This is a genomic window from Pontivivens marinum, from assembly GCF_900231835.1.
GTDB lineage: Bacteria > Pseudomonadota > Alphaproteobacteria > Rhodobacterales > Rhodobacteraceae > Pontivivens > Pontivivens marinum.
Genome location: NZ_OCTN01000009.1, coordinates 67,005 through 79,911, shown reverse-complemented (window position 1 = coordinate 79,911; position 12,907 = coordinate 67,005). Strand labels below are relative to the sequence as shown.

The following is a 12,907-nucleotide window of genomic DNA, read 5'->3' as shown; positions in this document are numbered from 1 at the left end:
TGCAAGTCCCCTATGTGGGGCCATAATGTCGCATGCCAAGGGGACGGGTACAAAACTCAATACCGCACACATGCTTGATCGACCCTGCCAGCCGTGCCACAGTCTATATGAACGACCGTTCACAAGAGCGGCGAAACATAAGCTGGGGAGCATCGCATGGAAGATCCGATCGTTATCGTAGGCGCATCGCGCACGCCAATGGGCGGCTTTCAGGGGGCACTGTCGGGTGCCACTGCGGCCGAACTGGGCGGGGCCGCAATTACCGCAGCATTAACCGACAGCACGCTGTCGGGTGATGTAGTTGACGAGCTACTGATGGGCTGCGTTCTACCCGCCGGTCAGGGTCAGGCCCCCGCACGGCAGGCCGGTTTTGCAGGTGGATTGGGCGAGGGCGTTCCCGCGACCACGCTGAACAAGATGTGCGGCTCCGGCATGAAAACGGTCATGACTGCCCATGACCAACTGGCCCTCGGCAATGGCACCGTGGTTGTTGCCGGCGGGATGGAGAGCATGACAAACGCGCCCTATCTGCTGCCCGCCATGCGGGGTGGTGCCCGTTTGGGCCATGGTCAAACCGTCGATCACATGTTTCTGGACGGGTTGGAGGATGCCTATGACAAGGGCCGTCTGATGGGCACCTTTGCCGAGGATTGCGCCGAGAAATACCAGTTCACCCGTGAGGCACAGGACGCCTTTGCCCTCGCCTCGCTGGAACGCGCCCTCGCCGCTGATTTCGATGGTGAAATCACTCCGGTCACGATCACAACCCGTAAGGGCGCATCGCAAATCAGCGCGGATGAACAACCAGCCAAGGCACGACCGGACAAGATCCCCACGCTGAAACCCGCCTTTCGCAAGGATGGCACGGTTACGGCTGCGAACTCCTCCAGCATCTCGGACGGGGCGGCGGCATTGGTCCTGATGCGGCAGAGCGAGGCGCAGGCACGGGGCCTGAAAATCCGTGCTCGGATCATGGGTCATGCCAGCCATGCACAGGCACCGGGATGGTTCACCACCGCGCCAGTTCCCGCCGCGAACACGCTGCTGGAGCGCATCGGTTGGACCATCGACGATGTGGATTTGTTCGAGGTGAACGAAGCCTTCGCCGTGGTTCCGATGGCGTTCATGGCCGAAACCGGCGCGCCCCATGACAAGGTAAACGTGAATGGCGGTGCCTGTGCGCTGGGTCATCCCATCGGGGCATCGGGGGCACGTATCCTTGTAACCCTGCTGAATGCCTTGGAAAAACGGGATCTGAAGCGGGGCTTGGCCGCGATCTGCATCGGCGGGGGAGAGGGCACCGCGCTCGCTATTGAGCGTGACTGAAACGCCCGCCACGTTGAGCGCCTGCCCGAACTGGACCTATCTGCTGCGTGAATTCGCGGAGATGTACCGGCTGGGTTCGGCAGGCGGCTCGCAGAAAATTCGCGGGCATCAGCATCGCGTCCGGCAGGCCATCAGCCGTGCCGTGACTGCGAATGCCGAAATCATCGCCCGCCCGCCCGAGGATAAACCGGTCACGATGCATCTGCGTCGTGCCTTGGATCAGGGACGCCATGACCGCATGGAAAGCGTCGTGCGCGCAATTGATGCCGTTCTCCCGCAGCTTAGCTGGCTGTATGGCTATGATAAAATGCCGCGCGGTCTGGACCAGAAATACGCCTATGCTGAAATTGCAGGCCCGCAGGGGCCGGTTCAGACGCAGGAGGTGATCCTAGGCCTTGTCCTGTTTGCGCCCAAAACCACCTATCCATCCCACGCGCATGAGGGCCTGACCGAGAGCTATTACACCCTGTCCGGCGCGGTCAGTGAGAATGATGACGGGGTATTTGCCCCCGGCTCGATGATCTTTAACCCACCCGGTCGTGCCCATCGGATCACGACCGGCGATCACGAACCAACTTTGCTCGCCTATGCTTGGGAGGGCAGCGGCCCCGCACTACTTGGTCAAAAGATGACATTCGCCCGAGTTAAAAAAGGACGCGCCTGATATGCCCACCGATCCCACCATTACCGTTGCCGAGGCGATGACCCTGCATGGCGAGGATAACGTCACCTTTGTCGATGTGCGCGAACCGGATGAAATCGCGCAGGGCACCATTGCAGGCGCTGCAAAAATCCCGCGTGGCACCCTGCCCGAGATTCTCGCCGATCTGTCCGGCCCGTTAGCGGACACATCGCGAACCTATGTTTTCTATTGCGCCGCCGGTGCACGGGCCAGCCACGCAGCACAAACCGCACAGGCATTCGGTCTGCAAAACATCCGCGTGATGGAAACCGGCTACACCAATTGGAAGGGCGCAGGAGGCCCAACAGAATGAGCAAAATCCGCCCCGTATCCGAGATGGTCGCCGCCGCCAATGCCGAGGTTGCGCATATGCCCGCAGCCGACGCCCTGCCCCTGCACGGGCAGGAGGGCGTTACCTTTGTTGATTTGCGCGACCCGCGTGAGCTGACGCGCGAGGGGATGATCCCCGACGCCTTTCACGCCACACGCGGAATGTTGGAATTCTGGATCGACCCCACCTCGCCCTACGCCAAGGAGGCGTTCCAGACCGGCAACCGCTTCGTGTTTTATTGCGCGTCTGGGTGGCGATCCGCGCTGGCGGCAAAGGCGGCGCAGGATATGGGCCTGCAAAATGTCAGCCACATTCAGGACGGCTTTGCCGGTTGGAAAAAGGCGGGCGGCCCCGTCGCTGAACGCTGATCCGCCTGCACCCAACGGACCATAGGAAACCACAATGTTGACCGAAGACCAGACCATGATCCGCGACACGGCGCGTGCCTTTGCCCGTGACCGCCTCGCCCCCGGTGCCCTCGCCCGTGAGGCAGCGGCTGAAATCGAGCCTGAAATTCGTACAGAGCTGGGCGAGCTGGGCTTCCTGGGCATGACCATTGATCCGGATTGGGACGGTGTCGGCGCGGATTATGTCAGCTACGCCTTAGCGCTGGAGGAATTGGCCAAGGGCGACGGCGCCGTTTCCACCATGGTCAGCGTCCATAATGCGCCGTTCCTTGCCATCCTCGACCGGTTTGCCAGCGATACGCAAAAGGAAGCATGGCTGAAACCCGCCGCACGGGGCGAGCATATCGGCTGTTTCGCCTTGACGGAAAGCCATGCGGGGTCCGACGCCTCGGCCCTGCGCACCAAGGCCGTAAAACATAATGACCGCTATGTCGTGAACGGGGCGAAGCAATTCATCTCCTCCGCACGTATCGGTGGCGCGACCATCATTTTTGCCGTCACCGATCCTGATGCGGGTAAGCGGGGGTTGTCTGCGTTCTATGTCAGCAATGACACTGCGGGCTTCATCGTTGCAAAGGTTGAGGAAAAGCTGGGCCAAAAGGCATCCGACACCTGCGCGCTGTCCTTTGACGACATGGAAATCCCGATTGAAAACCGCATCGGTGAGGAAGGCGACGGCTATCGTATCGCGCTATCCTCGCTGGAAACCGGCCGCATCGGCATCGCGGCACAGGCGGTCGGCATGGCGCAGGCGGCCTTTGACGCGGCGCTGGCCTATTCGCGTGAGCGGCAGAGCTTTGGCAAAGCGATCTTTGACCATCAGGCCGTCCAATTCCGGCTGGCCGATATGGAGACGGAGATTGAAGCCGGACGCCAATTGGTGCTGAACGCCGCACGGCTCAAGGATGCAGGCGTGCCCTGTCTGCGTGAGGCCGCAATGGCCAAGCTGTTCACCTCGGAAATGGCGGAACGTGTTTGTTCCGGCGCGATCCAGACCTTGGGCGGATATGGCTATCTCAGCGAATATGGCATCGAGAAAATCTACCGCGATGTGCGGGTTTGCCAGATTTACGAGGGTACCTCGGACATCCAGAAAATACTGATCGCGCGGCAAATGGACTGACGCAGCGCCTATCTGAAAACAATAAAAGCTAGGGGAAACACCATGAAACTTGATAGCTCCATCGCCGCGATTGTCACCGGCGGCGCATCCGGTCTGGGCGAGGCAACGGCCCGCGCATTGGCCGAACAGGGCGTGCGCGTGGCCATTCTGGATCGCGACGCCGAACGTGGCCAGATGGTCGCGGGCGAGATTGGCGGCACCTTTGCCAGCGTCGATGTATCCGATGCGGCCAGCGTCGCGGCGGCGCTACAGGTTGCACGCACGGCCCATGGTCAGGAGCGGATTTGCGTCAATTGCGCAGGCATCGCATGGGCGATCAAAACCGTGGATCGCGACGGCAATCCCCATGATGCAGATGCGTTTTCCAAGACGATTGGCGTCAACCTGATCGGCAGTTTCAACGTGGCCAGCCAATCCGCCGCAGGCATGATGACCGCGGACCCGATGGGCGATGATGGGGAGCGTGGCTTGATCGTCAACACGGCCTCCGTCGCCGCATATGATGGCCAAATCGGTCAGATCGCCTACTCCGCATCCAAGGGCGGAATTGTCGGCATGACCCTACCTATGGCGCGTGACCTGTCGCGTTCGGGCATTCGGGTCAACGCCATCGCTCCCGGCCTGTTCCTGACCCCGATGTTGCAGGGTCTACCACAGGAGGCACAGGATTCACTTGGCGCGCAGGTTCCGTTTCCCGCGCGACTGGGCAAACCGACGGAATATGCAGCGCTGGTCGGGCACATGGCGCAGAACGCCATGCTCAATGGTGAGGTTGTGCGTCTGGACGGCGCAATCCGTATGGCGCCGCGCTGAATAACACGGGTCGAAGCGTTTAGCCCCACCTACACTCATAGGATCTGGCTGCCTTGACTACAGAAGCGGCCAGAGCGCGCCTTTAATTACTATCGAAAATGCTCTCACGGGCACCTGTGATCCAATTACCAATACCCGACAAACCCGTTTCAGTACCGTCAGCCCCATCAATCCCCGTCGCAATGCGGCGGCATTGTAGGCTGACTTGGCTGGGTAGGTCGGCACAGCGGGTGACCTCTCTTTGAACCAAACCGGCATCGCCTGATATTACTGCATTAGTCACCCTGATGGGTTGCGCAACAAGTATGCCATATTGGTTTTCCATCCGGTCAGCGATAGCCGCAGCACGCGATGGGTTTCCGGATTCAGCCTCGGACCTGGCCCATATGCGCCCTACATCTAGCGAGATGACGCTTCTGGTTGGAATGGCCCGCAATGTACTGCGCGCCCGTGATCCATTCCCGCCTTGGAAATAGGAAAGGGCAAGTTGTTGCGCCAAAGCGGTCTGCGAACCACGACGGGATATTGCGCGGGAAACGAGGCGCCGCGCATCAGAAGCGTGACCTCCTGCCATCAATTGACCAGCCTCATCCACTGTTTCCATATCAGCGGCCCATGCTTCGATATTCGTAGATCGCTTCCACGCAGACCACGTCGTCATATCCATCATGCCTGTAGCGGGGGGCGCGCCGTCACGCCGAATGTGACGCTGAAAGTTGTCGTTCCGCACACTTGCCGGTGGATGCGAATGCGCTGCAACACGCCCTAGGTCGCGCGCCGCCTGAATACCGACCTGCCGAACAATATCACGTATGCCACTGCGGATGATATCACTGTCGCCGGTCAAAATCAGGGCCTCTGCCTGAACTTGAATGGCTTGTGCGCTTTGTTCCAGGAACCCCACAACTGCACGGTTCCCGTTTTCAAGCCGTCCAAATGTCGACGGAACAGCCCCTAAGTCATAACCGGCAGCAACCATCAAATCTGCGGCGAAGATGTCGGCCTCCAGTTCATGTGGACGGGTGTAGATTGCCGTCGCGGCTATTTCGGTCAATTGGCCCGCCACGATTGATCCGATCATTACGTCGCTAAAATCCTCATCATCCAGACCCGCAAACTGAATCCCCAGCGCAGCACCAAAGCTGGCCGCTGCTGTTAGCGTTTCCGTCGTGTTGCGCAAACCCTCCATAATGCTGTTCGCCTGATTATGCGCCAAGGCAATATGAGCAAGCTCATGTGCGATAATAAAAGCAACCTCATCTTCGGAAGATGCGCCAGCCAACAAGCCAATATTGACATAGATATCATTCGTGTCTGTTGCGCGAGCGCCGTAAAATCCTGACGCCTCGGGATGAATTCGAACCTCACCGCCGGGCACCACACCACCGGGAACATGAACAACAAGGCTCTGCAAGATCGCCTCTAGCTTACGTTCGGTCTGTGGCATAGACATCGCGCGCCATCCGGTGTCGTTCGACGACATGGCATAAAGGGATACCGTATGAGGCAAACCCGTTCCGATCCGGACTGGTAGGGTTTCCACCACGATTGCGCCCGGAACGCAGGACACCAGTCCCAAACCAAGAAGCCCGATAGTAGCGATTTTACGCAATCCCGCCGCCAATGCTGACGGCCACGACAAGACTTTATTACTAATTACTTTCCTCGACATTAGCACGCATCTCCGATTCCACGACCACCACCATTTGTGCCGCTTGTATTCAATCCGGGAGTACCAGCCATCCGCGGGGCACACGCTTCGCCAGGTACCACGCGTAAATCAATACTAGCGAAGGTTCCTGAAACCGCAGGCAGCCAAATACGACCATCCGTCTGCCTGAAGCCGCGTAGCCCAGTCAGGCTGTTGCCAGAAATCTGCGTGTTACCCCCTGAACATTGTTGCATTTCCATGTTGGGAATATTGGGTGCTAGCACTTCGATACTGATTGGCGTCACAGTGCATGCTGCAGCGACCTGCGGTACTGCGATGAATATGCCAAATAGCAGCGGGTATATGCGGGGGGTCATATTTTGTGCCTTTCAGTTTTGACGGCTGTATTGTTAGCCTCGGAGTTGAGTTGCTGTGAAATATTAAGGAAGCCCTGCGATCCAGCCGCAGCAAACAGACCGGCGGTGCCAACCCAGTTGAAACCGGACCAGTTGAAGTTGTGCCATGCAAAGCGGTACAGGATCAGCCCGATGACAATGCCCGTCACGAGCAGCACAGCAAAAATCATCGCAAGAATTGCGACATGTATGACCCCGCGCACGATGCCAAACCGGACAACGCCATCCATGCGCGCCGCAAGCCACCGATTACGCGCCCGTACAAAGCGCCGCATCATGTCATAACAGCCAAAAAATCGGCCGCTGGGCAGTGGCACACGCACCGTCAGCAACGCGGTCACGACAAGCGCATCCAGCAATGCATCCGGTGATCCCTTGAACTGAAATCCGCCCAAAGTGTAATTATCCGGCGTTGGCGCTTTAAAATCAGCACCTAAACGCAACAGATTATCCAATGCCATCGCATGAAATTCTGTACCGTGGCGGGTTACATCCAGAACATCATGGCGGTCGTGAAAGGGCACATAATCCGTACCAATCAGAAAGATGCGACCCTGCAAATCATCCATGCTTGTCCGTGAATGCGTTCCCCTAACCACCTGCCAAAACTCGGTCGCTGATAGGGTTAGAAAGTAGTCACAAATCAACTGGTCGCGCGGCGTCGTTGAGAAAAGCGAACGCCAAAGGTAGCGTGCGCCCTGCAAAATCCGTTGCTGTAACGAGGACGTAAGCGGGCATGTCCAGTTCTGGCCACCATCCGCATCGGGTATCGCGTCCGGACCACGCGCCCATGTCAGGCTCATATAAGGGGGCATATCAACACGCCCACCTGCCTGCATTGCGTGTTGATCGGCCTCGCGCAGCGCAGTGGTTAGGTTTGTTTCAAGCTCATCACTACTCGCGCATCCTGGATAGGTAAAATTTGTTTGCTGGCGGCCATGTAGGTGGGTTTCCAGCGCACATTTCCAAAAATACAACTGAACCGAGGCCGCCAGGCGTTCGCGCTCACGCTCACGCGTGCGGACCATCCGTTGACGTAGGGGACTGGCATCCGCTGGGGCATAATAATACTGTATGCCCCATTTCATCCGATCGGCAGATGGGGCAAGTACTTGCCCCAATGCGACTGCATTCTGGCTCGGGAAAATGGTGATCCCCCGACGTTGCAACCCATCAGCGCTGGCCGATTGCAAATCGCTGCCAGCGATAATTCCGGTATCCGAGGAGTGCGTCCCAGCCTGCGGCCCGACATTGCTCAACCTACCGTTCAGAAACCGGTGGCTCCACGCTATACTCTCAGCCCTGATGTCAGGTTGATCCCCAGGAAAGACTAGATCCAGAAAGATCGCATCCGGTGAAAATTGTGCAATCCCTTGGATCAATTGCTCGTAAGCATAGCTCTCGATCGGCCGCGGCCCGCCCATAACACCATAGTTGCATTCAGGAGCGACCAATCCCTGCAGGGCGGCTGCAGATGGCATAATCCCCATCTGTCCGCATTCCCCGAACAGATCATTATCATCGATCAGAATGATTACGACTTGATCGCGCAGGGTCCCATCATGTGCGCCGGGCATCATTTCACTGTATAACGGCCCAAACGTGTTCGCAGTTACGCGATCTGTATTGGCATCGATAGCGTTCGATGCACCAAGTATGTCAAAAAAGCCAATCAAAAGCTCAAGTGATACCACTACAAGCAGGACTTCCATAAAATATTTTTTAAAATATTTCACATGAACCTCGCTCTCAGAAACGAGTATTCACACAATAACTTTTAGATCAATATTAAATCATATAGAATCCAGTCGCAGGGATGCCTGCGCTCTAAAACCCAGTGTAACATTCACATGCGTCAAGCAAGACAAATGGCGCAGGAACATCCAGCACAAGCCAGAGTCAGATCAGCCCGTCATAGCCACGGCGAGGGATCACCACCTCTAACAAGACGGGACCGGTTGCCGCCAAAGCCTCGGCGGTGGCCAGTTCCAATTCCTGTTGAGTCGTTGCGCGCAGGGCCTTTAGCCCCAGCGCGGTGGCAACATTTGCGTAATTGGTCGCGCCGAAGTCCACGCCGGTGTTTTGTTTGCCATCACGACGTTGCTTTAACTCGATCAGGGAGAGTGAGCTGTCGTTCAGGACCGTGCAAATCACCGGCGCGTTGGTGTCCCGCAGGGTTGCCAGCTCACCCATGATCATATCCAGACAACCATCCCCCATCACCGCCATGGACCGCGCACCGCTGGCCACGGCGTGCCCCATGGCGAGTGGCAATGCGCATCCCATAGTGCACAGGCCGGTGGACTGGATCAGCGTGTGAGGCAAGGTGCAGCGCCATAGCTGGCTCATCAAAATGCGGTGCGCGCCGCTATCCACACTGACCATCATATCCTGAGGACGCATCTGGTTCAGCATGGCCAGCGCCTGCGCCGGTCCCCAATCTTCGCTGGGCGTGAACGCGGTGGTCAATGCGGCGCGGGCTTCGATGATCCTGCCCCCCCATTCAGGCGCGGGCGTTGCCCCGTCGAACAATGCGGCCATGCCCGCCCCTGGATCACAGGCCCAACTGTCGCCAACGGCGTGCATTGCCTGACGGTTTGGCGTGCTTACAAATTCGATCGCATTAGCGGCGTCCCATGGATCCTGCCAGCCGGCACGCATCTCAATCGGATCATAACCCGCACAAATCACGAAGTCCGCCTCGGCAATCAGGGGCAAGGTAATCGCATCGGATTTCGGGCTGAGGCCATGGCCGCCCAGCGATAGCGGGTGATCCTCGGGCAGCACGCCCTTGGCTTTATAGGTCGTGATAACGGGGATGTTGTGCGTGATGGCAAGGTCGCGAACCGTTTCTGCCGCGCCTGCATGGTTCAACAGGTCCAGCCCCGCGACGATCAGCGGGCGCTTTGCGGCTGACAAACGTGCGCGGGCCGCATCCAGATTGGCGGGCATAACCGGCGACGCGACCGCAATCGGCGCAACCCGCGCGGGGACATGCGCGGCAGAGGCAACACCAATGGGAATGTCGATATGAACCGGACCCGGCTGCGGGTCCAGTGCAAGGCGCACCGCCTTATCAATCATCACATCACAGGCATCTACACGCGCCTCAAAACTGGCCTTAACCAATGGCCCCAACACAGCGCGGTGGTCGAAAATCTGATGGGTATAGCGCAGCGTGGTCGCGTCATCATAGCGCCCCGTCAGCACGATCAGCGGCACGCGGTCCTGTTCCGCATTCGCCGTCACGTTGACCGTGTTCGCCATGCCCGGCCCCACAGTCGCCACCAGAACACCCGGTGCGCCGGTGGCGTGCCATGCCCCCTCAGCCATGAATCCGGCTGCGTTTTCGTGCCGCGCCAGGACGAAGGTAATCCCGGCCCGCTGCAATGCGTCGATCAGGTCCAGAACCTCGCCCCCCGGCACGCCAAAGGCATGGCGCACCCCCGCATCAAACAGGCGAGAAGCGATGATATCAACGGAAGTGCTCATGACGGCGTCCTTGTTCGGTTTGCGGTACAGGAGCCGCCGACATGTCGCGAGTCAATGCACGGCGCGAAACCTCGCATAAATGTCAGTAAGTGTTGGACCGCATCACTTTGGCGGCACGCTGGGCCCCCAGCCGATTTCATTGACGAAATCACCCATGATCGTCAGCCACAGGTCATGACTGTCACGGAAGTTTTCCAGCGTTACGCCGCCATACAGGTTGATGGGCATCTCGAAATAGACATCGCCGTCGTTAAAGCTGATCCGCCCCCAGACCCAATCGCTGTGCCATGCCAGTGCCTGCTCAGGGCGATAACTGCCATTTGTATCGAACTGCACGACATATTGCATCATGCTGCAATCTTTATTCCCGTCACAGTCATAAAACTGCACATCGTAATTCCAGCCATCGTGCTCCGCGCGAATATAGAGGTTTCCATCATTGTCCGTCTCAACACTGGAGGTCGGATTTACCTCTGCGATGATTTGATTAAGCCGCGCGATATTGGTGCCATCGACGATATCCTGAGCATAGGACATTGCGGGAACCAACATCACAGATGCAGCGACGAACAAGGAGCGAAATATCATAATAAATCCACGCTTAGATACGAAAAGGGGCGCCGGAAGCGCCCCTATCTTTGCCGTAGTTTACCAACAGATCAACCCGTTAGGTTCCTGCACGATTTGCAATAAGATCATCAACCACTGACGGATCGGCCAGAGTCGAGGTATCCCCCAGCGCGCCGTAGTCGTTTTCAGCGATTTTGCGCAGAATGCGGCGCATAATCTTGCCAGAGCGTGTTTTCGGCAGGCCCGGCGCCCATTGGATCACGTCAGGCTTGGCAATCGGGCCGATCTCAGTTCGGACGTGGTTTTGCAGCTCTACCAGCAGCGCATCAGATGGCTCCTGCCCCTCCATCAGCGTGACATAGCAATAGATGCCCTGCCCCTTGATATCATGTGGGAAGCCGACGACTGCGGCCTCGGATACGGCGGAATGGGCGACCAGCGCGCTTTCCACCTCGGCCGTGCCCATGCGGTGGCCGGACACGTTGATGACATCATCGACGCGACCCGTGATCCAGTAATAGCCATCCGCATCACGGCGGCAGCCATCGCCGCTGAAATAGTAGCCTTTGTAATCCGAGAAATAAGTCTTCACGAAGCGGTCATGATCGCCCCAAACCGTGCGCATCTGGCCGGGCCAGCTATCCTTGATAACCAGCACACCCTCGGCCTGAGTTTCGGTTTGGACTTCGCCGGTTGTCGCGTCCAGAACCTCTGGCTGCACGCCAAAGAACGGCTTGGTCGCTGATCCGGGTTTTGCCGCGATTGCGCCGGGCAGTGGCGTGATCAGGTGGCCGCCGGTTTCGGTTTGCCACCACGTATCCACGATGGGGCAATTTCCCTTGCCCACAACGTCATTATACCACGCCCATGCCTCAGGGTTGATCGGCTCACCCACCGTGCCCAGCAGGCGGATGGAGGACAGATCGCAGCCCTCGACCCATTCCTTGCCCTTGCCCATCAAGGCGCGGATCGCAGTAGGAGCGGTGTAGAATTGCGTGACCTTATGTTTCTCGCATACCTGCCAGAAACGGGATGCATCGGGCCATGTTGGCACGCCCTCGAACATCACGGTCGTCGCGCCATTGGCCAGCGGGCCGTAGACGATATAGCTGTGGCCAGTCACCCAGCCGACATCGGCCGTGCACCAGAACACGTCGCCATCGTGATAATCGAACGTGTATTGATGGGTCATCGCAGCATATAGCAGATAGCCGCCAGTGGTGTGCACCACGCCCTTTGGCATACCGGTGGAGCCAGAGGTGTAGAGGATGAACAGCGGATCCTCGGCGTTCATCGCCACAGGCTCGCAGGTATCCGCGACATTTGCCTCGGCTTCATGCAGCCACACGTCGCCCTCGGGCCGCCACGCGATTTGCTGGCCGGTGCGTCGAACGACAAGGCACTTCACGCTGTCATCACAGTGCAGCAGCGCCTGATTGACGTTATCCTTCAGGTTGGTCGCTCGCCCGCCGCGCGGCGCGCCGTCAGCGGTAATCACCACCTTTGCCTGCGAGCCATTCACACGGTTCGCCAGCGCGTCCGAGGAGAAGCCCGCGAAAACGATGGAATGGATCGCGCCGATCCGTGCGCAGGCCAGCATCGCATAGGCGGCCTGCGGAATCATCGGCATGTACAGGACAACACGGTCGCCCTTGGTCACGCCCAGATCCTTGAGCACATTTGCCATTTTGCATACATTTGTGTGCAGGTCGCGATAGGTGATGTGCTGCGCGCCCTCCTCGGGGTTATCCGGCTCCCAGATGATCGCGGTTTGCTCGGCCCGCGTTTCCAGATGGCGGTCGATGCAGTTGGCGGCGACGTTCAGCTCACCATCCTCGAACCATTTGATGGAAATATCGGGGTAGGCAAAGCTGGTATTCTTTACCTTGGTCGGGGTTTTGATCCAGTCGAGGCGCTTTGCCTCCTCGGCCCAGAATGCCTCTGGATCAGCGACGGATGCAGCGTATTTTGCCTCATACCCTGCCGCGTCGATATGGGCGCGGGCGACGAGTTCGGGGACGGGTTCGTAGATATCCTTCACGGGGGCTCCTCCGGGACTGTTCTTGCGCTGCGGGACCAGCCCGCAGCGGTGCAGT

The 12,907-nt window shown here is 58.4% G+C and carries 11 protein-coding genes; 6 read left to right on the top strand and 5 right to left on the bottom strand.

The features are described 5' to 3' along the window. Positions 1 to 156: 156 nt before the first annotated feature. From CR254_RS15775 to CR254_RS15750, 6 genes are read left to right on the top strand one after another with little or no spacing between them, the layout of a single operon-like run. On the top strand, positions 157 to 1,326 hold the full coding sequence (locus CR254_RS15775) for an acetyl-CoA C-acyltransferase (RefSeq protein ID WP_097931698.1): 1,170 nt from the start codon (positions 157 to 159) through the stop codon (positions 1,324 to 1,326). Next, positions 1,319 to 1,990, top strand: a complete 672-nt coding sequence (locus CR254_RS15770) for a dimethylsulfonioproprionate lyase family protein (protein WP_245851688.1) — start codon at positions 1,319 to 1,321, stop codon at positions 1,988 to 1,990. The genes CR254_RS15775 and CR254_RS15770 overlap by 8 nt, the downstream gene beginning before the upstream one ends. Position 1,991: 1 nt before the next feature. Next, positions 1,992 to 2,321, top strand: a complete 330-nt coding sequence (locus tag CR254_RS15765; protein WP_097931696.1) for a rhodanese-like domain-containing protein — start codon at positions 1,992 to 1,994, stop codon at positions 2,319 to 2,321. Beyond that, on the top strand, positions 2,318 to 2,707 hold the full coding sequence (locus tag CR254_RS15760; RefSeq protein WP_180956035.1) for a rhodanese-like domain-containing protein: 390 nt from the start codon (positions 2,318 to 2,320) through the stop codon (positions 2,705 to 2,707). Before CR254_RS15765 ends, CR254_RS15760 begins: the two co-directional genes overlap by 4 nt. Positions 2,708 to 2,741: 34 nt before the next feature. Continuing rightward, positions 2,742 to 3,869, top strand: coding sequence for an acyl-CoA dehydrogenase family protein (locus CR254_RS15755; protein ID WP_097931694.1), 1,128 nt, complete (start codon positions 2,742 to 2,744; stop codon positions 3,867 to 3,869). Between the two features lie 42 nt (positions 3,870 to 3,911). Then, entirely contained in the window at positions 3,912 to 4,682 is a 771-nt protein-coding gene (locus CR254_RS15750; protein WP_097931692.1) for an SDR family NAD(P)-dependent oxidoreductase, read from the top strand. An 82-nt stretch (positions 4,683 to 4,764) separates the two neighbouring features. On the opposite strand, the gene CR254_RS15745 is transcribed toward CR254_RS15750, so the two are convergent. From CR254_RS15745 to acs, 5 genes are all read right to left on the bottom strand, one after another. Next, entirely contained in the window at positions 4,765 to 6,294 is a 1,530-nt protein-coding gene (locus CR254_RS15745) for a M48 family metalloprotease (protein ID WP_180956034.1), read from the bottom strand. A gap of 412 nt (positions 6,295 to 6,706) precedes the next feature. Then, a complete protein-coding gene (locus CR254_RS15740; RefSeq protein ID WP_180956033.1) occupies positions 6,707 to 8,326 on the bottom strand; it encodes a CHASE2 domain-containing protein in 1,620 nt (539 codons plus the stop codon). A 322-nt stretch (positions 8,327 to 8,648) separates the two neighbouring features. Further along, the gene (locus CR254_RS15735; protein ID WP_097931686.1) at positions 8,649 to 10,241 is read right to left on the bottom strand and encodes a thiamine pyrophosphate-binding protein; all 1,593 of its coding nucleotides are present in this window, start codon (positions 10,239 to 10,241) and stop codon (positions 8,649 to 8,651) included. Between the two features lie 102 nt (positions 10,242 to 10,343). Then, positions 10,344 to 10,829 (bottom strand): YbjN domain-containing protein, encoded by a 486-nt coding sequence (locus CR254_RS15730; RefSeq protein ID WP_097931684.1) that lies wholly within the window; start codon positions 10,827 to 10,829, stop codon positions 10,344 to 10,346. Between the two features lie 79 nt (positions 10,830 to 10,908). After that, on the bottom strand, positions 10,909 to 12,852 hold the full coding sequence (gene acs / locus CR254_RS15725) for an acetate--CoA ligase (protein ID WP_425440292.1): 1,944 nt from the start codon (positions 12,850 to 12,852) through the stop codon (positions 10,909 to 10,911). Positions 12,853 to 12,907: the final 55 nt, after the last annotated feature.

Bases quoted from the DNA above. Each gene is read 5' to 3' on its own strand.
- CR254_RS15740 (WP_180956033.1), bottom strand. From the start codon at position 8,326: ATGCCCGGCGCACATGATGGGACCCTGCGCGATCAAGTCGTAATCATT.
- CR254_RS15750 (WP_097931692.1), top strand. From the start codon at position 3,912: ATGAAACTTGATAGCTCCATCGCCGCGATTGTCACCGGCGGCGCATCC.
- CR254_RS15760 (WP_180956035.1), top strand. From the start codon at position 2,318: ATGAGCAAAATCCGCCCCGTATCCGAGATGGTCGCCGCCGCCAATGCC.
- CR254_RS15735 (WP_097931686.1), bottom strand. From the start codon at position 10,241: ATGAGCACTTCCGTTGATATCATCGCTTCTCGCCTGTTTGATGCGGGG.
- CR254_RS15755 (WP_097931694.1), top strand. From the start codon at position 2,742: ATGTTGACCGAAGACCAGACCATGATCCGCGACACGGCGCGTGCCTTT.
- CR254_RS15730 (WP_097931684.1), bottom strand. From the start codon at position 10,829: ATGATATTTCGCTCCTTGTTCGTCGCTGCATCTGTGATGTTGGTTCCC.
- CR254_RS15765 (WP_097931696.1), top strand. From the start codon at position 1,992: ATGCCCACCGATCCCACCATTACCGTTGCCGAGGCGATGACCCTGCAT.
- CR254_RS15775 (WP_097931698.1), top strand. From the start codon at position 157: ATGGAAGATCCGATCGTTATCGTAGGCGCATCGCGCACGCCAATGGGC.